This window comes from Oxalobacteraceae bacterium OTU3CAMAD1 (genome assembly GCA_024123915.1).
In the GTDB taxonomy this organism is placed as follows: Bacteria; Pseudomonadota; Gammaproteobacteria; order Burkholderiales; family Burkholderiaceae_D; genus Rugamonas.
In genome coordinates this window covers 4,312,610-4,334,629 of record CP099650.1, presented here as the reverse complement: position 1 = coordinate 4,334,629, position 22,020 = coordinate 4,312,610, and the positions used below count along the sequence as shown (strand labels likewise).

The 22,020-nt window shown below is 67.7% G+C and carries 17 protein-coding genes; 11 read left to right on the top strand and 6 right to left on the bottom strand.

What is annotated here, in order from left to right:
* Window positions 1–3: 3 nt before the first annotated feature.
* The 10 genes from NHH88_18655 to NHH88_18610 all read left to right on the top strand — a co-directional run bounded on the left by NHH88_18655 (window position 4) and on the right by NHH88_18610 (window position 12,935).
* Window positions 4–1,224 (top strand): TIGR03087 family PEP-CTERM/XrtA system glycosyltransferase, encoded by a 1,221-nt coding sequence (locus tag NHH88_18655; protein ID USX11727.1) that lies wholly within the window; start codon window positions 4–6, stop codon window positions 1,222–1,224.
* A 1-nt stretch (window position 1,225) separates the two neighbouring features.
* Window positions 1,226–2,845: an exosortase A gene (xrtA, locus tag NHH88_18650; protein USX11726.1), complete on the top strand. Its 1,620-nt coding sequence runs from the start codon at window positions 1,226–1,228 to the stop codon at window positions 2,843–2,845.
* A complete protein-coding gene (locus tag NHH88_18645; protein ID USX11725.1) occupies window positions 2,842–4,017 on the top strand; it encodes a TIGR03088 family PEP-CTERM/XrtA system glycosyltransferase in 1,176 nt (391 codons plus the stop codon). The genes xrtA and NHH88_18645 overlap by 4 nt, the downstream gene beginning before the upstream one ends.
* Window positions 4,005–5,900 (top strand): amidotransferase 1, exosortase A system-associated, encoded by a 1,896-nt coding sequence (locus tag NHH88_18640; GenBank protein USX11724.1) that lies wholly within the window; start codon window positions 4,005–4,007, stop codon window positions 5,898–5,900. Before NHH88_18645 ends, NHH88_18640 begins: the two co-directional genes overlap by 13 nt.
* Window positions 5,901–5,962: 62 nt before the next feature.
* Window positions 5,963–7,177 carry a glycosyltransferase, exosortase A system-associated gene (locus NHH88_18635; protein USX17374.1) on the top strand — a complete coding sequence of 405 codons (1,215 nt, stop codon included), beginning with the start codon at window positions 5,963–5,965 and terminating at the stop codon, window positions 7,175–7,177.
* Window positions 7,174–8,310 (top strand): glycosyltransferase family 4 protein, encoded by a 1,137-nt coding sequence (locus NHH88_18630; protein USX11723.1) that lies wholly within the window; start codon window positions 7,174–7,176, stop codon window positions 8,308–8,310. The genes NHH88_18635 and NHH88_18630 overlap by 4 nt, the downstream gene beginning before the upstream one ends.
* Entirely contained in the window at window positions 8,307–9,755 is a 1,449-nt protein-coding gene (locus NHH88_18625; GenBank protein USX11722.1) for an AMP-binding protein, read from the top strand. The genes NHH88_18630 and NHH88_18625 overlap by 4 nt, the downstream gene beginning before the upstream one ends.
* Window positions 9,752–11,065 (top strand): putative O-glycosylation ligase, exosortase A system-associated, encoded by a 1,314-nt coding sequence (locus NHH88_18620; GenBank protein ID USX11721.1) that lies wholly within the window; start codon window positions 9,752–9,754, stop codon window positions 11,063–11,065. The genes NHH88_18625 and NHH88_18620 overlap by 4 nt, the downstream gene beginning before the upstream one ends.
* Complete coding sequence (locus NHH88_18615) at window positions 11,062–12,090, top strand: polysaccharide deacetylase family protein (GenBank protein ID USX11720.1); 1,029 nt, start codon at window positions 11,062–11,064, stop codon at window positions 12,088–12,090. The genes NHH88_18620 and NHH88_18615 overlap by 4 nt, the downstream gene beginning before the upstream one ends.
* Before the next feature lie 143 nt (window positions 12,091–12,233).
* Window positions 12,234–12,935: a chemotaxis protein CheB gene (locus tag NHH88_18610; protein ID USX11719.1), complete on the top strand. Its 702-nt coding sequence runs from the start codon at window positions 12,234–12,236 to the stop codon at window positions 12,933–12,935.
* Here NHH88_18610 and NHH88_18605 read toward each other — a convergent pair.
* From NHH88_18605 to NHH88_18590, 4 genes are all read right to left on the bottom strand, one after another.
* The gene (locus NHH88_18605) at window positions 12,875–13,639 is read right to left on the bottom strand and encodes an N-acetyltransferase (protein ID USX11718.1); all 765 of its coding nucleotides are present in this window, start codon (window positions 13,637–13,639) and stop codon (window positions 12,875–12,877) included. The genes NHH88_18610 and NHH88_18605 overlap by 61 nt on opposite strands.
* 129 nt (window positions 13,640–13,768) lie before the next feature.
* The gene (locus NHH88_18600; protein USX11717.1) at window positions 13,769–14,872 is read right to left on the bottom strand and encodes a hypothetical protein; all 1,104 of its coding nucleotides are present in this window, start codon (window positions 14,870–14,872) and stop codon (window positions 13,769–13,771) included.
* 86 nt (window positions 14,873–14,958) lie between these two features.
* Window positions 14,959–15,756: a flocculation-associated PEP-CTERM protein PepA gene (gene pepA / locus NHH88_18595; protein ID USX11716.1), complete on the bottom strand. Its 798-nt coding sequence runs from the start codon at window positions 15,754–15,756 to the stop codon at window positions 14,959–14,961.
* A 194-nt stretch (window positions 15,757–15,950) separates the two neighbouring features.
* Window positions 15,951–16,715: an N-acetyltransferase gene (locus NHH88_18590; protein ID USX11715.1), complete on the bottom strand. Its 765-nt coding sequence runs from the start codon at window positions 16,713–16,715 to the stop codon at window positions 15,951–15,953.
* Between the two features lie 275 nt (window positions 16,716–16,990).
* Here NHH88_18590 and prsT point away from each other — a divergent pair, with 275 nt between their 5' ends.
* A complete protein-coding gene (prsT, locus tag NHH88_18585) occupies window positions 16,991–19,747 on the top strand; it encodes a PEP-CTERM system TPR-repeat protein PrsT (GenBank protein USX11714.1) in 2,757 nt (918 codons plus the stop codon).
* Here the strand turns inward: prsT and NHH88_18580 are convergent.
* Window positions 19,734–20,555 (bottom strand): N-acetyltransferase, encoded by an 822-nt coding sequence (locus NHH88_18580; protein ID USX11713.1) that lies wholly within the window; start codon window positions 20,553–20,555, stop codon window positions 19,734–19,736. The two genes, prsT and NHH88_18580, sit on opposite strands and share 14 nt — an antisense overlap.
* A 505-nt stretch (window positions 20,556–21,060) precedes the next feature.
* Window positions 21,061–22,017: a glycosyltransferase family 2 protein gene (locus NHH88_18575; protein ID USX11712.1), complete on the bottom strand. Its 957-nt coding sequence runs from the start codon at window positions 22,015–22,017 to the stop codon at window positions 21,061–21,063.
* Between the last annotated feature and the right edge of the window lie 3 nt (window positions 22,018–22,020).

Sequence of the window (22,020 nt, the reverse complement as noted above, 5' to 3'; positions counted from 1 at the left end):
CACGTGGAAAAACTGCTGCTCCTGGTGCACCGCATTCCGTATCCGCCCAATAAAGGCGACAAGATACGGTCGTACCATTTGCTGCGGCACCTGCGCGCCCGCTACCAGGTCTATCTGGGCACGTTTGTCGACGACGCCGACGACTGGAAGCATGTCGCGCATCTGCAAGAAATGTGCGCCGGCAGCCATTTTTCCGCGCTGCACCCTCTGCGGGCACGCTTGCGCAGCCTGGCGGCGCTGGCTGGCGGGCGGGCGCTGTCGTGCGACTATTACCGCAACGACGGCATGCGGCGCTGGGTCGACGAGACCGTGAAGCGCGAAGGCATCACCCGCATCGTCTGCTACTCCTCGCCGATGGCGCAGTACGCCGACGCGCATCCGTCGGCCCGGCGGGTGATGGATTTCGTCGATGTCGATTCCGACAAATGGCGCCAGTACGCCGACGGCAAGCGCTGGCCGATGCGCCAGGTCTACCGGCGCGAGGCGCGCCTGCTGCTCGACTACGAGCGCGAGGTGGCGCGCGCCAGCGATGCGGCCTTGTTCGTGTCCGCGCCCGAGGCGGCGTTGTTCCGCACGCTTGCGCCGGAAAGCGCCGCCAGCATTGGTTACTACAGCAACGGTGTCGATACCGAATTCTTTTCCCCGGCGAATGCTGGCGCCTCGCCATATCCGCCGGGCGCCCGCGTGCTCGCCTTCACCGGCGCCATGGATTACTGGCCCAACATCGACGCCGTCAGCTGGTTCGCGCGGGAGGTGTTGCCCGTCATCCGCGCCGCCGCGCCGGACGTGCTGTTTTGCATCGTCGGCTCGCGGCCGGCGCCGGCCGTGCAGCGCCTGGCCGAGCTGCCGGGCGTGCTGGTGACCGGCACCGTGCCCGACGTGCGCGCCTATGTGGCGCACGCGGCGCTGTGCGTGGCGCCGATGCGCATCGCGCGCGGCATCCAGAACAAGGTGCTGGAGGCGATGGCGATGGCGCGGCCGGTGCTGGTCTCGCCGCAGGCGCTGGAAGGTATAGACGCCGTACCCGGCCGCGAACTGCTGCTGGCCGACGACGCCGGCGGCCACGCCCGCGCGGCGCTCGCCTATCTGAACGCGCCCGATCCGGCCATCGGCGCGGCCGCGCGGGCCAAGGTCGAACAACTGTACGGCTGGGAAAGCAATCTGGCGCCCGTGTCCGCGTTGCTGGAACAGCGTCCGGCCCAGCCCTGGCCACGGAGCGCGTGAGATGAGCGCGATAGACACCACGGCCGCGCCCGCAGCCGCCACCACCGCCGGCGACGCCCGGACCGGCATCGGCGGCGCCGCGCGCGGCAGCGGCAGCGGCACGGGCGCCACGGCCGCCGCCCGCGCCTTGCTGCTGGCCTTGCTACTAACAATATTGCCGCTGGCCGCCTACTGGAGCACGGCCGTCTCCATCGTCGAGATTTGGGCGCGCTCGGAAACCTTTGCCCATGGTTACCTGATTGTGCCGATCAGCCTGTGGCTGGCCTGGCAGCGCCGCGAGCGGCTGCGGGCGATGACGCCGGCGCCGTTCTGGCCCGCGCTGTTGCCGCTGGCCGGCTGCGGCATGCTCTGGCTGCTCGCCGACCTGGGCGAGGTGCAGGTGATCCGCCAGTACGCCTTCGTCGCGATGTTCCCTCTGACGGCGCTGGCGGTGCTGGGGCCGCGCATGGCGCGGGTGATCGCCTTCCCGTTGCTGTTCCTGTTCTTGGCCGTGCCGGTCGGCGACAGCCTGATCGAACCGCTGATGACCGTCACCGCCAATTTCACCGTGGCGGCGCTGCGCCTGACTGGCATACCGGTTCTGCACGAAGGCAATAATTTCATCCTGCCATCGGGCGGGTGGTCGGTGGTGGAGGCGTGCAGCGGCCTGCGCTATCTGATCGCCTCGGTGACGGCCGGGGTGCTGTACGCCTACATGACCTATACCCGCTGGTGGAAACGCGCGCTGTTCGTGGTGGTCGCGGCCTTGCTGCCCATCCTGGCGAACGGCCTGCGCGCCTATATGATCGTCATGCTCGGCCACCTGAGCGGGATGACCCTGGCGGTCGGCGTCGATCACCTGCTGTATGGCTGGCTGTTCTTCGGCATCGTTATCTTTGCGCTGTTCCTGATCGGCGCGCGCTGGCGCGACCGCCTGCCGCCGGCCTCCACCCCGGCGCCGAAGCTCGCCTCGCGGCGGCCGCCAACCACGCGTATCGCCGCGATGGCGCTCGGCGTCGTGGTGGCCCTGGGCGTATGGCCCGCCTATGCCGGTTTTCTGCAAAGCACCGGCAACACGGCGCCGCCGGTCGGCCTCGACAGTTTTCCGGCCAGGGCGCCGTTCACGGCCGCCTTCACCGATTGGCAGCCCGCCTTCACGCCGCCGGCCGCTACGCTGCGCCGCTACTACGCGCAGAACACCGGCCAGGTTGGCCTGTCGCTGCTGTACTACCGCCATCAAACCGGCGCAAGCAAACTGATCACGTCAATGAACCGGCTGACGTCGATGGTCAATTCGCCATGGAACCTGACGGGGGGCGCGGTGCGCAACGAGATGGTTGCCGGCCGCACCCTGGCCGTGCGCGAGTCGATGTTGCACGGTAAAGACGGCGCGCTGCTGGTCTGGCACTGGTACTGGATCGACGGCCGCGCCACCACCAGCGACACGATGGGCAAGCTGCTGCAGATCAAGCAGCGCGTCCTCACCGGCAGCGACGACGGCGCCGCCGTCATGCTGTTCGCGCCGCTTGGCGACCAGCCGGACGGCGCCCGCGCAGCGCTGCGCGCTTTCCTCGCCGACAATCTCGGCGCCATGGACGCCACGTTGACGCGGGTGCGCGCGCAAGAGGGATCGAAGCGATGAAGCCGCCACTTGTCGTCCACCTGATTTACCGCCTCGATTTCGGCGGCATGGAAAACCTGATGGTCGAGCGCATCAACCGCATGCCGGCCGGCCACTACCGGCACGCAGTGATCGCGCTAACCGGCTACACCGCGTTCGCCGAGCGCATCACCCGCAGCGATGTCGCCCTGTACGCGCTCGACAAGCCGGCCGGACTGGCGTTTGGCACCCACGCCGCGCTGTGGCGCCTGCTGCGGCAACTGCGCCCCGACATCCTGCACACGTACAACCTGTCGGCCATCGAATACGCGCCGGCCGCGCTGCTGGCGGGCGTGCCGGTGCGCATCAACGGCGCCCACGGCCGCGACGCCGCCGATCCCAAGGGACTGAACCGCAAACACCGGCTGCTGCGCCGCCTGATGATCCCGTTCTACGACCACTGCTACGCCAACTCGGCCGAGATGCTGGCCTGGAACCGCGAGATCATCGGCGTACCGGCCCGCAAGAGCCGCCTGCTGCCGAACGGCATCGACATCGACCGCTACCGGCCGCCCACACCCGCCGAGACCAATGGCCCGCTGGACCGCCATTTCGGCCCCGGTTGCCTGGTGATCGGCAGCGTCGGCCGCATCGAACCGGTCAAGAACCACGCGCTGCTGCTGACCGCCTTCGCCGCCTTGCGCGCGCGCCGTCCGGAGCTGGCGCACCGGCTGCGGCTGGCGATCATCGGCGACGGCCCGTTGCTGCCGGCGCTTCGCGCGCAGGTCGACGCGGCCGGCCTGAACGACGCCGTCTGGCTGCCGGGCAAACGCGACGACGTCGCCGCGATCCTGCGCGGACTGACCGTGTTCGCGCTGCCGTCGATCGCCGAGGGCACGCCCGGCGCCGCGCTCGAGGCCATGGCCAGCGGCGTGCCGGTGATCGGCAGCGACGTCGGCGGCGTGCCGGAGGTGGTGGCCGACGGCGCCACCGGCGCGCTGGTGCCGCCGGGCGACAGCGAAGCGCTGTGCGCGGCGCTGGAACGCTACGCCACCCGTCCCGCGCTGGTGCACGAACACGGGCTGGCCGCGCGCCTGCGCGTGACCCAGCACTACGGCATGCAGGCTATGGTGGCCGCCTACCAGGCGCTGTACGACGAATTATGCGAACGAAAACTTAAACTGAGAAGGCGGGTGGCATCATGTGCGGAATAGTTGGCATCATGGACATAGGCGGCAAGCGCGACATCGATCGCGCCGTGCTGCAGCGCATGAACGAGACCCAGCATCATCGCGGCCCCGACGAGGCCGACCTGTACCTGGAACCCGGCATCGGCTTCGGCCACCGGCGGCTGTCGGTGATCGACATCGCCGCCGGCCTGCAACCGCTGGGCAACGAGGACGGTTCGGTGATGGTGTGCTTCAATGGCGAGATCTACAACTTCCGCGAACTGACGGTGGAATTGAAGGCGCTGGGCCACGTGTTCCGCACCCGCTGCGACACCGAGGTCATCGTCCACGCCTGGGAGGAGTGGGGCGAAGCGTGCGTGCACCGCTTCCGCGGCATGTTCGCCTTCGGGCTGTGGGACCGCAACCAGCAAACCATGTTCATCGGGCGCGACCGGCTTGGCGTCAAGCCGCTGTATTACTGCCTGACGGCCGACGGCTTCCTCGCCTTCAGCTCGGAACTGAAGGCGCTGGCGTCGCTGCCGGACCTGGAACGCCGCATCGATCCGCGCGCGGTCGAGGACTACTTCGCCTACGGCTACATCCCGGAGCCGCGCACCATCTACGAAGGCGCGCTTAAACTGGCGCCCGGCCACACCTTGACGCAAAAGGTGGGCGCGCCGCTGGCCGCCCCGGTCAAGTTCTGGGACGTGCCGTTCGCGCCGCACGCGCCGATGGCCAGCGCCGACGTCGAGCACGAGTTGATTGAACGGCTGCGCGAGGCCGTGCGTATCCGGCTGGTGGCCGACGTGCCGCTGGGCGCCTTCCTGTCCGGCGGGGTCGATTCCAGCGCCGTGGTGGCGATGATGGCCGGCATGAGCGACAAGCCCGTCAACACCTGCACCATCGGCTTCCAGGACAAGGCCTTCGACGAATCCGATTATGCGGCCCAGGTGGCGGCGCAGCACGGCACCGACCATTACACGGGAAATGTCGGCACCGACGACTACGCGCTGCTCGACACCCTGGCCGGGTTGTACGACGAACCGTTCGCCGACAGCTCGGCGATTCCGACCTACCGCGTGTGCCAGCTGGCGCGCCAGAGGGTGACGGTCGCGTTGTCGGGCGACGGCGGCGACGAGAACCTGGCCGGCTACCGCCGCTACCGCTACGCGATGAACGAGCACCGTGTGCGCGGCCGCATTCCTGCCGGCTTGCGCAAGCCGGTGTTCGGCTTGCTGGGCCGCTGGTATCCCAAGGCCGACTGGGCGCCGCGCGTGTTCCGCGCCAAGACCACCTTCGAGGCGCTGTCACGCGACCTGGTCGAAGGCTACTTCCACGGCGTGACCCTGATGAGCGACGCCATGCGCGCGCAGCTGTTCTCGGACCGTTTCAAGACCGGCCTGCAAGGCTACCGCGCGATCGAGGTCATGCGCGGCCACGCCGACGCCGCGCCCACCGACGATCCGCTGTCGCTGCTGCAGTACCTGGATTTGAAGACCTATCTGCCGGGCGACATCCTGACCAAGGTCGACCGCGCCAGCATGGCCCACGCGCTGGAGGTGCGGGTGCCGCTGCTGGACCATCAACTGGTCGAATGGATCTCCGGCCTGCCGCCGTCGCTCAAGCTGCAAGGCGGGGAGGGCAAGTACATCTTCAAAAAAAGCCTGGAATCGCACCTGCCGCACGACATCCTGTACCGCAAGAAGATGGGCTTCTCGGTGCCGCTGGCCACCTGGTTCCGTGGACCGCTCAAGCAGCGCGTGCACGATGCGCTGCTGGGGCCACTGCTGGGCGACAGCGGCATGTTCAACCCCGATTACCTGCGCCACCTGCACGAGCAGCACCAGGCCGGGTTGCGCGACTACAGCGCGCCGATCTGGTCGCTGCTGATGTTCGAGGCGTTCCTGCGCAAGGAGCTGCGCGCATGAGCGCGGCGACCTTGCGTTCCGCCGCCGGCGAAGGGGTGGACGCCGACGCCGCGTCGGCGCCGCTGCGCATCCTGCACGTGCTCGATCATTCGATCCCGCTGCACAGCGGCTATACATTCCGCACGCGCGCCATCCTGCGCCAGCAAAAGGTGTTGGGCTGGCAAACCTTCCAGCTCACCGGGCCGAAGCAGGGCGTCAGCGACGCGCCGAAGGAGCAGATCGACGGCCTCGATTTTTACCGCACGCCGCCGGCCAGCGGTTTCAAGGCCGGCTTGCCCGCGCTGCGCCAGCTGGCGGTGATCGACGCCATCGAGGCGCGCCTGCTGGAAGTGGCGCGCGAAGTGCGGCCGGACATCCTGCACGCGCATTCGCCGGCGCTTAACGCGATCGCCGCGCTGCGGGTCGGGCGCCGCCTGGGCATTCCGGTGGTGTACGAGATCCGCGCCTTTTGGGAGGACGCGGCCGTCGACCACGGTTCCAGCAGCGACGGCGGCCTGCGGTACCGCGCCACGCGGGCGATGGAAACCTACGCGCTGCGCCGGGTCGATGCCGCCACCACCATCTGCGAAGGGCTGCGGGCCGACATCGCCGCGCGCGGCATCGCGCCGGGCAAGGTGACCGTGATACCGAACGCCGTCAACATCGCCGACTTCAGCGTCGGCGGTGTCCGCGACGAGGCGCTGGCCGCGCAACTGGGCCTGGACGGCAAGGTGGTGCTGGGCTTCATCGGGTCCTTCTACGCCTATGAAGGCTTGCACATCCTGCTCGAAGCGCTGCCCGGCATCATCGCCAAGCGGCCCGATATCCGGCTGCTGCTGGTCGGCGGCGGCGCCCAGGAGGCGGCGCTGCGCGCTCAAGCAGAGGCGCTGGGCGTGGCCGCGCACGTGGTCTTCACCGGACGCGTGCCGCACGAACAAGTGCAGCGCTACTACGACCTGACCGACGTGCTGGTCTACCCGCGCGTGAAGATGCGGCTGACCGACCTGGTCACGCCGCTCAAGCCGCTGGAGGCGATGGCGCAGGGACGATTGCTGGTGGCCTCCGATGTCGGCGGCCACCGCGAGCTGATCGAAGACGGCGAGACCGGCGTGCTGTTCGCCGCCGGCGACCCGCAGGCGCTGAGCGACCAGGTGCTGGCCCTGCTGGCGGCGCCGCAGCGCTGGGACGCGCTGCGCGCCAGCGGCCGCCGCTTTGTCGAACACGAACGCAATTGGGCCGCCAGCGTGGCGCGCTACCGCGCGGTGTATAAAAGCGTCAACGCGGAGCGGGCGGCATGATGGAGGCGCCGGTACACATCGGCTTGATCGGCCCGCTGCCGCCGCCGCCCGGCGGCATGGCGAATCAAACCTTGCAGCTGAATGAGCTGCTGCTGCGCGACGGCCACCGTGTCGAGCTGGTGCAGATGAACGCGCCCTACAGTCCGGCCTGGGCCGGCCGCATCCCGGTGCTGCGCGCCGGCGTGCGGCTGCTGCCGTACTTGTGGCGGCTGTGGCGGGTGGCCGGCAAGGTCCAGTTGCTGCACGTGATGGCCAATTCCGGCTGGTCCTGGCATTTGTTTGCCGCGCCGGCGATCTGGATCGCGCGCCTGCGCGGCTGTCCGGTCGTGGTCAACTACCGGGGCGGGGAGGCCGACGCCTTCCTGCAGCGGGCCGCCGACTGGGTCCGCCCCAGCCTGCGCCACAGCGCGGCCTTGCTGGTGCCTTCAGGATTTCTGGAAGCCGTGTTCCAGCGCCACGGCTTCGGCAGCACGGTGGTGCCCAACGTGATCAACCTGGAGCGCTTCGGCCACGCCGAGGGCCGCCCCACGCCATCGGGATGCAGGGCGCCGTCGGTGCTGGTGGCGCGCCACCTCGAGCCGATCTACGACAATCAGACGGCGTTGCGGGCGTTCGCGCTGCTGGCTGCCCGTTATCCGGCGGCGCAGCTGGTGATCGCCGGCAGCGGCCCCGAGGCCGAGATGCTGACCGCGCTGGCGGACCATCTCGGCATCGCGCAGGCGGTGCGTTTCACCGGCCGCATCGACAATTCGGCCATGGCGGCGCTGTACCGCGAGGCCGACATCATGCTCAATCCTAGCCTGGTCGACAACATGCCGAACTCGGTGCTGGAGGCGCTGGCCGGCGGCGTGGCGGTGGTCAGCACCGACGTCGGCGGCGTGCCATATCTGGTCGAGCACCGCCGCAGCGCCTTGCTGGTGCCGCCGCAAAATCCGCAGGCGATGGCGGACGCGATGTTTTTGCTGCTGGGCGAGCCGGACCTGAAGGAGCGCCTGCGCCAGGCCGGCCTGCAGTTGGCCGACCAGTACACGTGGGCGCAGGTGCGTCCGCGCCTGTTGCAGGTGTATCGCTCGGTGATCGAGAAAGCCAACAAGGCCGGCGGCGCATCCGCCACCGGCGGGAGCAAAGCATGAATACTGTCCTGAATACCGGCGCGCCGCCATCGGCGCCGGCCCCGCTGGCGCCCCGCAGTTTGTACACGGCGGTGGTGGCCGGCCTGCTGTTTCCGCTGCAGGAGCAGTTCAAGCGCCACACCACGGTGAGCGTGCGCCGCCGCATGGACGACACCGAGTACTGGGCGCCGGAGCGGCTGGAGAAGCTGCGCCTGGAACGCCTGCGCCGCCTGCTGCTGCGGGCGCAGACGCAGGTGCCGTACTACCGCGCGCTGTTCGCCGGGATCGGCTTCGACGCCCGGCGCGACGTCGGGTCGCTGGACGCGTTGGCGCGGTTGCCGATGCTGGACAAGGCGCTGATACGCGCCCACAGCGCCGACCTGCGCGCCGGCGACGCGCGCGAGCTGGCGCGCTTCAATACCGGCGGCTCCAGCGGCGAGCCGTTGATTTTCTACATCGGCAAGGAGCGCGTCAGCCACGATGTCGCCGCCAAGTGGCGCGCCACGCGCTGGTGGGACGTCGACATCGGCGACCCGGAGATCGTGGTGTGGGGGTCGCCGATTGAGCTGGGTGCGCAGGACCGCGCCCGCGCCATGCGCGACCGCGTGATGCGCACCATGCTGCTGCCGGCGTTCGAGATGTCGGAAGCGAACCTGGACGCCTTCGTCGCCCGCATCCGGGCGCGGCGCCCGCGCATGCTGTTCGGCTATCCGTCGGCGCTGTCGCACATCGCCCGTCACGCCGAGCTGCGCGGCCAGCGCATGGACGACCTGGGCATCCGCGTTGCCTTCGTCACCTCCGAGCGGCTCTACGACGAGCAGCGCGAGCAAATCACCCGCACCTTCGGCTGCGCGGTGGCCAACGGCTATGGCGGGCGCGACGCCGGCTTCATCGCCCACCAGTGCCCGCATGGCGGCATGCACATCACGGCCGAGGACATCATTGTCGAAATCGTCGACGCCGAGGGCAGGCCGTTGCCGGCCGGCGCCACCGGCGAGATCGTCGTCACCCACCTGGCCAGCGGCGACTTCCCGTTCATCCGCTACCGTACCGGCGACGTTGGCGCGCTGTCGACCCGCCAGTGCGGCTGCGGGCGCAGCCTGCCGATGCTCGAAGAGATACAAGGGCGCAGCACCGATTTCCTGGTGGCGGCCGACGGCACCGTCATGCACGGCCTGGCGCTGGTGTACATCCTGCGCGATATCGAGGGCATGAAGGCGTTCAAGATCATCCAGGAATCGCTGCATTCGACGCGCGTGCAGGTGGCGCTGGACACGCCGTTGAGCGATAAGCTGAGAGACCACATCACGCGCGGCGTGCGGGCGCGGCTCGGCGCGCAGGTCGAGGTGACGGTCGAGCGCGTGGAGGCCATCGCGCCGGAGGCGTCGGGCAAATTCCGCTACGTGGTGAGCAAGGTCGACGCGGCGCGCAATTACGGGGCCAACCACGGAGCCGGCACGCCATGAGGGATTTGCTGGTCACGCTGCTGGTGTTCGGATCGCTGCCGTTTATCTTCAAGCGGCCGCCGTTCGGCGTCGTCATGTGGATCTGGATCAGCGTGATGAACCCGCACTCGCAGGGCTGGGGCTTCGCCCGCACCTTTCCGTTCGCTGCGGTGATCGCCGCCGCCATCGTCGCCGCCATGTTTCTGCACAAAGACAAGTACCGTTTGCCCGCCCACCCGGTCACCTGGGTGTTCCTGGCCTTCATGGGCTGGATGAGCGTGACGTCGCTGTTCTCGATCCACGGCGTTGACGTCGTCACCCAGCAATGGATCAAGGTGTACAAGATCTTCGGCATGACGGCGGTGGTGATGATGCTGGTGCGTACCCGCCAGGAGATCGAATGGCTGGTGTGGACCGTGGTCGTGTCGCTGGGCTTCTACGGCGTCAAGGGCGGTATTTTCACCTTGCGTAGCGGCGGCAACTTCCGCGTGTGGGGGCCGGAGGGCACCTTCATCGACGGCAACAACGAGGTGGCGCTGGCCCTGATCGTTGTCATTCCGCTGATGTACTACCTGATCGGCAATGTGCGCCAGCGCTGGGCCAGGGGCGCGCTGGTCGCCTCGATTCTGTTGTGCGCGCTGGCCTCGCTGGGCTCGTATTCGCGCGGCGCCGCGCTGGCGATCGTGGCGATGACCACGGTGTTGTGGCTCAAGAGCCGCAACAAGCTGCCGCTGGGCGTGCTGCTGGCGATGGCCGTGCCGTTGATGGTGGTGCTGATGCCGTCGCAATGGCACGAGCGCATCGACACCATCAACACCTACCAGGAGGACACGTCGGCCATGGGCCGCATCAATGCCTGGCGCATGGCGTTCAACCTGGCCAACGACCGCCTGCTGGGCGGCGGCTTCGAGATCTATGACGGTCAGGTGTTCGCCCGCTACGCCCCGATCCCGGCGGACGTGCACGCGGCCCACAGCATTTATTTCCAGGTGCTGGGCGAGCATGGCTGGATGGGCCTGGCGCTGTACCTGGCGCTGGGCGTGATGATCTGGCGTACCGGCAGCGCCATCGTGCGCCAGGCCAAGGGCGTGCCGGAGCTGGATTGGGCGCTGCGGCTGGCCACCATGCTGCAGGTGAGCCTGGTGGGCTTCGCCGTCGGCGGCGCGTTCCTCAGCCTGGCCTATTTCGACGTGCCGTACATGATCATGGCGGCCATGGTGGCGACGCGGATACTTGTGGCGCGGCAGGCCGCGCCGCAACGCCGGCCGACGGCGCGGGCGGTAGATCGGCACACGGAAGCCGACGCCGACGCCGGCGTGGCGCAGACATGAGCGCGGGCGCGGATATCACCGGCTCGCCGCCAGTGCCGGCGCGTGGCGGCTGGCCGACGCGGCCGCTGTTGCGATTGCTGTCGCCCGGCGGCCGTCGCGGCCTGAGCATCATGATCTATCACAGGGTGCTGGCCGCGCCCGATCCCTTGTTCCCGGGCGAGATAGACCGCGCAGCCTTCGCGATCCAGCTCGGCTTGCTCAAGTCCTCGTTCAACGTGCTGCCGCTGGACGAGGCGGTGCGCCTGATGCGCGCCGGGAAATTGCCGCCGCGCGCCGCCTGCATCACCTTCGACGACGGCTACGCCGACAACGCGGTGGAGGCGCTGCCCATCCTGCAGCGCTTCGGCCTGACGGCCACGTTCTTCATCGCCACCGGCTTCCTCGATGGCGGCCGCATGTGGAACGACACCGTGATCGAGCTGGTGCGAAACGCGCCTGCGGCACCCGGCGCGCGGTTCGACGCCCGCACGGCGGGCCTCGGCCTGCTGCCGCTGGACGGCCCCGAGGCGAGGCGGGCCGCCATCGGCGCCCTGATCGGCCACCTGAAATACCTGCCGATGGAGGAGCGGCTGGCCATGGTCGAGCGCCTGGCCGGGGAGGCGGACTACGGCCTGGCCCGGGACTTGATGATGAGCAGCGGGCAGGTACGCCAGCTGCACGCGGCCGGCATGGGCATCGGCGCCCACACGGTCAACCATCCGATCCTGGCGGCGATCCCGGCGCGGCAGGCTGGCGACGAGATCGCGGCCGGCAAGCAGCGGCTGGAAACGCTGATAGGCGCGCCGGTGCCGCTGTTCGCCTATCCGAACGGGAAGCCAAATGTCGACTACCGCGCCGAACATGTCGGTATCGTGCGCGAACTCGGTTTCGATGGCGCGGTGTCGACCGCCTGGGGCGGACGCACCGGCGACCTGTACCAGCTGCCGCGTTTCACGCCGTGGGACCTGGGCGCGCCGCGCTTCCAGCTGCGGTTGGCGATGAACCTGGCCCGCAGGGCGCAGACTGCCGAATCTTCGCGAGCATAAGAGGGCCAGCGTACAGAGAAAACCCACCGCCCCGCGCCATACTGATGACTTAAGCCATTTGTACGACTTTTTGGTATAATTTCATTGAGTTACGGCAATTTCCAATTCCCTTAGGTGCCGTCAACCGCTGGCCAAGGAGAACGATGATGGAACGGGTAGTGGTGGTGGGCGCCTCCGCAGGAGGTATTCCGGCGCTGGAGGCGATATGCGCGGAGCTGCCTTTGGACTTTTCCGCGCCCGTACTCATCGCCATGCACGTCGGCCCGCAGGGCAATGAACTTCTTCAAGTCCTCGCCAAAAGCTGCCGCCTGCCGGCGTCGCACGCCATCGACGGCCAGTACGCGGAACCGGGCACCATCCTGGTCGCCGCGCCCGGCCTCAATCTCACCATCGTCAACGATCACGGCAAGGTAAGGGTCAGGCTGACCGCGAGTGGCAACCCCAATCTGATGGCGCCCGCCATCAATCCCTTGTTCACGTCGGCCGCCGCCGAGTTCGGCGAACGGGTCGTCGGCACAGTCTTGTCCGGCTTCCTCGACGACGGTACCGACGGCTTGCGCGCCATCAAGGCCGCCGGCGGCACCGCCATCGCGCAAGAGCCGCGCGACGCGCTGTGCCCCGACATGCCGGCCAACGCGATCCGCCAGGTGGCGGTCGACTCCATCCTGCGCGCCGACGCCATCGGCGCCACCCTGACGGCGCTGGCCGCCGTGCCGGCGCGGCGTTTGCCTTCACAGGCGGTCGGCGCCGTTGAAGCGGCGGGCCGCGTGCCGCCGCGCCAGGGTCACACCATCGACGTCAGCACGGCGGCGATGTTGGCCTCCTCGGCGGGACCGAAGAAGTAGGGGTACAGCGAGCGCCGCGCGTGCAGGTTGCCCGCGCCGGTGCCGCCGAAGCGGGCGATTTGCGCCCCCATGAATTCCAGGTCCAGATGGAGCAAGTGCGCCGGCGCGTCCACGCGCAGGTTGTGCCGCTTGCCCGCCACGTGGCGGAAACCCAGCATATGCTCGTAGAAACGCCGGTGGCGCGGATGCACTTCGATGAAGGCGTCGCTGCACCGGTGCGACTTGCGCGCGTGGATGTACAGGATGTGGAACAGCGACGCCAGCGCCAGCCGGGTGTGGGCCAGCGGGTCGAGCGCCAGCCGCGTTACTTCGCACACGCGGGCGCCGGCGTGGCGGTAGCCGTCGATGGCGTCGCCGAAGGTGTCGTCGGCCAGCAGGCCGGCGGCCGAATCGACGCGCAAGGTGACCGTGGCCAGCAGCGTTTCCGCAGACGAGGCGTTCAAGGTCAGATGGCCGGCGTGCGGTTCGAGGAAATGCTTGTCGCCATAGCCGCGCCAGCGGTACATGCGGTTGATCAGCGCGGCCGCCGAGCGCCGGCCCGCGATGCTGTTGCCGAAGTGGATGCCGAACGCTGCGGCCGATGGCGGATCGGGATAGGGCTGCCATGTGGGCGCCATGCTGGCGACGACGTCCGCGACAATGGCCGGTCCGTATTGCGCGACACGGCGCGGGGGCAACTCGGCGAACGCCGCAGGGTCTTCCATCCAAAAGATTCCTTATCGTTGGTTCGGGCGCGACGGGGTATGCGGGGGCATGCCGGCGCGCGCGTGCGGCGTCCGTCCCGCGAACGGGAGGGACCATGGTGATGAGCGAGGGAAAGGCCGAGCGGCGGCTCAACCGGTGGACGGCTTGGGTACCGGGTCGCCGCCGCGCTGGGCCGCGGCGATGGATGAGACTTGCTCGAGGGGGAGGCGGCGCGACCGCACCGCCGGCTTCTTGGGATAACCGACACGCAACAGCATATAGAGCGTCTCGCCGGCGGGCAGTTCGATCCGGCACGCTTGCGCCAGCGTGCGCGCCGCCGCGCGCGACGCTTCCGGCACCGTGCCGTCCTCGAGCCGGAAGATCTGGTCGGGCACCACGTAATACGGTTGCACCGCCAGGCCTTGCCGGTTAAGGCTGGTCCAGGCGCGCAGCAGCAGGCGGCCGGCGTCGAGCGCGCCCTGGCTGCCGGCGGCGCCGGTCACCAGCAGCATGCCCGGCCCCTTGCGCACCAGGTCGGCCTCGATGGCGGCGAACATCTTGTACAGGCCCACGCGGTTGAGCATGGCCATGTGCGGCCAGCTGCGCGTGTACGACAGCATGGCCTTGCCGCCGGGCGGCAGGAAAAAGGTGGCGACGTCGAGGCCGTCGCCGCGCGCCGCCTCGCGCTCGGTCATGCGCAAGCTGGCGTCGAGCGCGGTATGGGCGAGGCGGTTTTGAAAGCGCAGCTCGGAGCCGGTGCGCACCAGCGCCGCCCAGCGCTTGACCTCGTGCGGTTCGACGATCAGCCGGCAGCGGGCCTCGCCCTCGGCCAGCGCGGCCATCGTGGCGGCGGTCTCGTCGGGCAGGGGCCGGTCCAGGTAGGGCAGGCGGTTGGTGTGGCGCTCGAACAGCGGATGGTTGCGGCAGCCGGCGGTGGCCAGCGGCGCGGTGGCGTCGATGCGGCAGCGGAACACGCAGGCCGGGTCGTCGTCGCGCGGGAAGGCGGCGGCGTCGTACAACTGGCAGCCGGTGGCATCGGCCATCTGGCTCAGATTCTCGATCACGCCGCCGAAGGCGAGCAGCGTGGCCGGGCTGTCGATGCCGAAAGCGCCTTCGCTGTCGGCGCGGCGCAGGAACATCAGCCGCAAGGTGGCGCCGTCCCAGTCGAAGCGCCAGGACTGCATATTGTCGGCCGACGCGGACCAGCGGGCCGCCTCCAGCAGACATTCGATGAGTTGATCGGGAACGCGCATCTGAGCTATGTTACTCCAACATCGGTGGCGGATTTAAAAACAGCCCGTCCTGGTGGGCGGGCTGTCTGGTTTGCACTAGCTGTGTATCAAGCGCTTTGCCGGCGGCGATTGACCGCGTGAACACCGAGCAGGCCGAGCGCGAGCAGGGCCAGCGAGCCCGGTTCCGGCACGCGGTTGAAGTCGGTGGTGCCGGAAGCGTCGTTGATGGCGACATTGCCGGCGCCATCGATTTGCGCGCCCTGGGTGGTGTTGTTAAAGCCGTTGAAGGTCATGTCGTAGAACGGCACCGGGCCGACGAAGAACAGCTTGCCGTTGTCGGTCAACGTGAAGTCGGTGTTGGCGTTGAGGGCCGCGCCGAACAGGTTGTTGAACGACGAGGTGCCGGAGATCAGCTTGCCGAAGCCGAGCTGGATGTCGTCGGCCTCGCCCGAGATGGTCGCTTCCGAGCCCAGCGTGGCGGCGGTGAAGACGTTGGCGTTGCCCGGATCGGCCCACATCGTGAAGTCCAGCTGGTCGAGCGTGTTGATGCTGTTGGGCGTGTTGATGGCGCCCGTGGTGACGTGGTCCTTGAGCGTGAACTTTACATAGATGCCGTAGAAGAAGTTCAAGCCAGTGACGTTGGCCGCCAGGTTCGCCGAGTTCAAGCGGAACGAGCTGTAGCTCAGCCAGCCTTGCCCTTCGTGCGTGTCGCCGATGGTGTGCAGCAGTTCGGACGACGTGCCCCCGATCGCGTCGGCCGTGATCGGTCCCGCCGGCCCGCCAAGGCCGAGCGCCGCCGGATTGATGGTGAACTGCGGCACGGCGTGTGCCGACGCCATGCCCAGTGCCAGCGCCACCCCTGATGCCGCCATGACCACGCGTTTGCCGAAATTGAATCGTTTCATATACTCCCCCTAATTGAAATGCCCCGTGAATGCTCGTAACCGTGGAAGCGGTCTTGTGTCATATAAGCATGATCCGGGCCAGCATTGATCTACCTCAATATCTTGTTTTAAATCAAATGGTTACGGGAAATCGTGTATTGCGGGGATTTGGCACTGTAAAGAAATCCGACAGTATTTTCGCGGGGGCCGGTTATCTACTTGCCGGGCTCGGCGTCGATGCCGCGCAGGCGGTGGACGATACCGGTCTGTTCGCGCGGCGAGAAGAACAGCGGATAGAAGGAGCGCTCGCCGGCGGCGGCCTCGCCCTTGCCGCCGAAGGTCTCGATCTGCTCGCTCACATAATCGAAGCCGACCCACAGCAGGTGGGCCGGCGCGTTTACGCGCGGATTGGTCTTGGGCTCGCCGAGCTGGCGAAAGCCCAGCATGTGCTGGTAGAAGCGCCGGTGACGCGGATTGACTTCGATGAACAGGTCGGTGCAGCGGTGCAGGTCGCGGGCGAACAGCACCGCCATGTGGAACAGCGAGGCCATCATGGCCTTCGACTGCACGGCCGGGTCGAAGGCCAGCTTGGTCAGCTCGCACACCTTGGCGCCGCGCTGGCGGAAGGCGTCGATCTCGTCCTTGAAGATCTCGTCGGCCAGGATACCGATCGGCGAATCGATGCCCAAGGTCAAGGTGCCGACCACCTCGCCGTGGTGGGTCGAGGTCAAGGTGATGCGGTTGGGGTCGTCGGCCAGGTTGTGCGCGCCGGCATAGCCGCGCCACGAGTACATCTTGTTGATCAACACGCTGGCCTTGTTGCGGCCGTGGGGCGTGTCGACCATGCGCAGCCCGAACACCTTTTCGTCGATGGTGAGCTCGACCAGGTTGTCCGGCTTGGTATCGGGGATGTCCACCATTTCGCGGCTGCGCGCGACCGCGCCGGCCGCGTTGTCGGCCTGCTTATCTGACACTGTCATCTGCTCCTCCTGGAAGGCAACCACTCGGCTGTAACGGATGGTTAATTATTATATTGATAATCATAGTCCAATCTGGCGGACCCGACAATGTGATTCGCTGGCGTTGCGGGGAACCGGACGCATATCCCCCGGAGACCGCATTCCACCGTTGTAAATTTCCATCTTTATAATGCAATTATTCTAACTTTCTTGTCAAATCGATGTATAGTTTGCATGTTTGGTGATTGGCATCAAAATGTTTGGAGGAAGCCGCTATGCGCGCGTTCGGTAACAAAATGACCCCGTCCCGCGGCCTTGTCTGTTTGTTGGCGCTGGCCACCCTGGGCGGCTGCGCCAAGCAGCAATCGGCGCCGGAATTGATCGCCGAGGCGCAACAGATGCACCTCAAGCGCGACAACAAAGGCGCCATCATCCAGCTGAAGAACGCCTTGCAGGTCGATGCCGGCAACGCCCAGGCGCGCCTGATGCTGGCCAGCGTCTACAACGACGCCGGCGATCCGCTGTCGGCGGAAAAAGAGGCGCGCAAGGCGGTCAGCCTCGGCGTCGACAGCCAGCTTGCGTTGCCGGTGCTGGCACGCTCGCTGATCCAGCAGAGCAAGTTCGAGGCGGTGCTCAAGGAAACCGAAGCGGCGGCCAAGCCCGGGCCCGAGGTGCTGACCCGGCGCGGCCACGCCTATCTGGGCATGGGGCGCCTGCCCGAGGCCAACACCGAATTCGAGTCGGCGCTGCAGCTGCGGCCGAAGGATGCCGCCGCCACCATTGGCATGGCGCAGGCCGCCGCATTGGGCCGCGACCTGCCGCAGGCCAACCGGCTGGCCGCGCAGGCGACCGCCGACCATCCGGCCGATATCGACGCCTTGATGTTCAAGGGGAACCTCGAACGGTCGCAGGGGCGCCACGATTCGGCCGCGATGGCCTACGATGCCGCGCTCAAGGTCGATCCGTCCCACGGCGACGCCCACCTGCAAAAAACCTATCTGTATATCGAGGAAAAGAAGTACGACGCCGCCAAGGCCGAGCTCGAGCAGTACCGCAAGGCGGCCAACGGCAGCCTGCTGTTCCCGTACACGCAGGCGCTGCTCGAATACAGCCAGGGCAACACCGCCGCCGCGCTCGAACCGCTGCAGCATGTGCTGAAGGTCGCGCCGAACCACCTGCCGTCGCTGATGCTGGCGGGCGCCGTGCAGTTCAAGCTGGGCGCCATGGCGCAGGCCGAGCAGCACTTGGGCAAGTACCTGGACGGCGACCCGAACAACCTGAGCGCCCGCAAGCTATTGGCGTCGACCTTGCTGCAGGTCGACCGTCCGCGCGATGCGCTGGTGGTGCTGGCCCCGGCGCTGGCTGCCAAGGAGCCGGATGCCTACGTGCTCGCGTTGGCCGGCGAGGCGAGCGCGAAGAACCGCGAATTCGCCAAGGCCACCGCGTATTACGAGCGCGCCAGCAAACTGGAGCCGACCATGGCCCCGCTACGCACCGCGCTCGGCCTGAGTTTGCTGGGCGGGGGCGACGAGGCGCGCGCGCTGGCGGAACTGGAACGCGCCACGGTGATCGACGCCGGCTCGCTGCCGGCCGGGTTGGCGGTGGTGCGCACGGCGCATGGACTGGGCGAGTTCGACCGCGCGCTGGCGGCCGCGCGCAGCCTGGCCAAGAGTCACCCGCAAGACGCCGAGGTGACGCTGATGATCGGCAACGCGCAACTGGGCAAGGGTGACGCCGTCGCCGCGCGCGCCTCGTTCGAACGTGCCGCGAGCCAGCGCCAGCGCTACTACGAGCCGGTGGCCAACCTGGCGCTGCTCGATATCGCCGAGCGCAAGCCGGAGGCGGCCAAAGCCAGGCTGCTGGCCTACCTGCAGCAGGACAAAGGCAATATGAACGCGATGACGGCGCTGTCGCAACTGGCGGCCGGGCAGGGCAAGCGGGCCGAGGCCACCAACTGGCTGGAGCAATCGATGGCGGCCAATCCGGACGCGGTATGGCCGGCGCTGCGGGTGATCGACAATTACCTCGTCAACGGCCAGGAGGAGCGCGGCCTGACCCTGGCGCGCAAACTGCATGCGGCCAACCCTGGCAATCCGGGGGCGCTGGAGATGCTGGGCAAGGCCCAACTGGTGGTCCAGAAGTCGGTCGACGCGCTGGAAAGCTTCAGCCAGCTGACCAAGCTGCAGCCGGACCAGGCGCCGCCGTGGTACTGGCTGGCCAGGGCCCAGGCGGCGCGCAAGAACGAGGCCGACGCCATGCGCTCGCTGAAAAAAGCGCTGGCGCTCACCCCCGAGTTCATGGATGCGCAACTGGCGCTGGCCGGCTTGTCCGAACGCGCCGGCGACTTCGAACAGGCGCTGTCGCTGGCACGCCAGATCCAGCGCCAGGAACCCAAGTCGTCGGTGGGGCTGCTGCTGGAAGGCGACCTGCTGGTCAAGCAAAAGAAACCGGCGCCCGCCATGGCCGCGTATGAAAAGGCGCTGGCGCTGGAGCCCGACGCCGCCGTCAAGATCAAGCTGGTCAACCTGATGGCGGCCGGCGGCAAGCACAAGCAGGCCGAAGAGCGTCTGCTGGGCTGGATCAAGGCGGCGCCCGACCGCAACGATGCCGTGCTGCTGCGCATGTATCTTGGCCAGACCTACCTGGCCGGCGGCCAGTACCAGCAGGCCGCCACCCAGCTCGAGTCGGTGGTGCTGGCGCGCGCCGACAGCGCCGACGCCTGGAACAACCTGGCCTACGCCTATCAGCAACTGCGCAACCCCGGCGCCTTGCCGGCGGCCGAGAAGGCGTTCGCGCTGGCGCCGTCCAACCCGGCCGTGATGGACACGCTGGGCTGGCTGCTGGTCGAGCGCGGCGACACCGCGCGCGGGCTGGAGCTGTTGCGCGGCGCGGCCGCCAAGGACAAGGCGGCCGACATCCACTACCACCTGGCGCAGGGCCTGGTGCGGTCGGGCGACAAGGCCGGCGCCAAAAAAGTGCTCGAGCAGTTGCTTGCCGGCGACGTCAACTTTCCGCAGGTCGAGGGCGCGCGGACCCTGCTCAAGCAGCTTTGAGCATGGGCCAGCGCAAGCCGTAAGGGCCGACCGGCGGCGCATCGCCCAGGCTGGCCAGGCTGGCCAGCTTCGACATGATGCCCGGCTCGGCGCTGCTGCAGAAGAAGTAGGGATACAGCGAACGGCGCGCCTCCTGGCCAGTGGCGACGCCGGTGCCGCCCATCTTGCGGATTTCCGCCCCCATGTACTCCAGGCTGATGCACAGCAAGTGTGCCGGGGCGTTGACGCGCTCGTTGTTCCTGACATCGGCGGCCGCCTCGAATCCCAACATCTGTTCGTAAAAACGCTTGTGGCGGGGATTGACCTCGATGAACACATCGGTGCAGTCGTAAACCTTGCGCGCGTACAGGTAGACGATGTGGAACAGCGACGCCAGCGCCAGCTTGGGATGGGCCAGCGGGTCGATCGCCAGCTTGGTCACCTCGCACACCTTGGCGCCGGCCCGGCGGTAGACGTCGATGACTTCCTTGAACGTGGCGTCGGCCAGCATGCCTTCGGCCGAGTCGGTCCGCAAGGTCACGGTGCCCAGCATCTGCTCGGGTTCGGCGGCCGCCAGGGTCACGTGGTGCGGGTGCGCCTCCAGCGCGTGCTGGTCGCCATAGCCGCGCCAGCTGTACATTTTGTTGACGAGCGTGGCGGCGGACTGGCGTCCCGCCTCGGTGTTGGCCAAGTGGATGCCGAACGAGTTCAGCGGTCCTGAGGTTTGCCAGTTAGCGGGCAGTTTGGCCAATACGTCGGGCACGATGGCGGGGCCATAATACTCGGAGGTGGCGCAAGGTGGTCGGATTGCTACCGGGGTCATGTTCATCGATACTTCCCATATTCCGCGCCGAACGTGAAATCGTCGAACGGCTGATTTAACATATTGCAACGCGCAACATAATAGCCGTGTTCGGTTCAATCAGCTTTCAAGCTGATAGCTATCGTGCGTGCAATTTCCATTGGGAATTTTTAACGCATCGCCCGCAAAAACGGCGGACGACGTGCCTGAGATTGATGCCGCACAGCAAACAGGCTACTGTACGGTGCGCTGACCAGGCGCCAACCTGTGGCGTAGACGGGGAACCCGTCCAGCACGCAGGTGTGTAGATATTGACGAACCGCTTCTGCGGTTTCGGTGTGCAAAAATTTGTTGCCGACTGACTATAGCCAAACTTCGTTACCGCTCATGCTGCAGTGCGGCGAATATTCCATGTCGCGCGCGCTGTGACCGTGCATAAGCGTTGTCCGAATTCCAGCGGTATTGCGTAATTGCATTGTGGAGTATATACGAAATCGCTTTCATGGGACAAGCGGAGGAGAAATTCTGCGGGTCAGGCGACGCGCCACAGCGAGCGGGCGAGGTGCTTCGGGTTGAAGCCGCCGACCATGCGCGGGGCGCCGTATAACGCGGCCACCAGCCGCAGCCCCTCGGCGTAGGGACGCCAGCCGTCGCGCGCGCAGGTGTAAAGGTAGTCCCGGATGGCGATCCGGGTTTCGTGGCGGAAGGCGGTGCGCTGCGGTGGATCGAAGGCGGCGCTGTTGTCGCCGATGCGGTGCAGCGCGCGCAGCGCGTATTCCATGTTGCGGCGGCTGTTCTTGTGGCTGGAGGCGTTGTCGTCGTGCCAGCGGTAGCGCGTGATCGGCGTCGGCGTGTAGACGAAGTCGCCGCTGAGCAGCAACCGGATCAGGAATTCGCGGTCCTCGCTGACCCGCAATCCTTCGTCGAACAGGCCAACGGCCAGCGCCGCCGCGCGCGAGAAGCACAGACTGGATGGCTTGATGAAGTTGCCGTGGATGAGGCGAGACAGCGCGGCGCCGTCGATGCGCAGGCAGTGCGTGCCATCGATCGGCCGGCCGTGGCGGCGCGAGGGGTTGTCCCAGAAGTCGTCGTACAGGCGGGGCTGGACTTGGCCGTCGACCAATAGCCGGCCGGCGCCGTAGGCGGCCACTGCGTCCGGCGCGGCCGCCAACGCCGCGCGCAAGCTGGACAGGTGGTCGGGCTCCCAGACGTCGTCGGCGTCGAGCAGCGCGATCCAGTCGCCGCCGCCGGCGCGGATGCCGGTGTTGCGCGCCACCGGAATGCCGCCGTTGGCCTGCTCGACCAGCCGTGTGTCGCACCCCGGGTGGGCGGCAATCCAGTCGCGCACCACGCGCGCCGTGTGGTCGCGCGAGCCGTCGTCGACCACCACCACCTGGTCCGGCGGCGCGCTTTGGCCGGCCACGCTGTCGAGCGCCTCGGTTACATAGCCGGCGGCGTTGTACGCGGGGATGACCACGCACACCTTCATGTC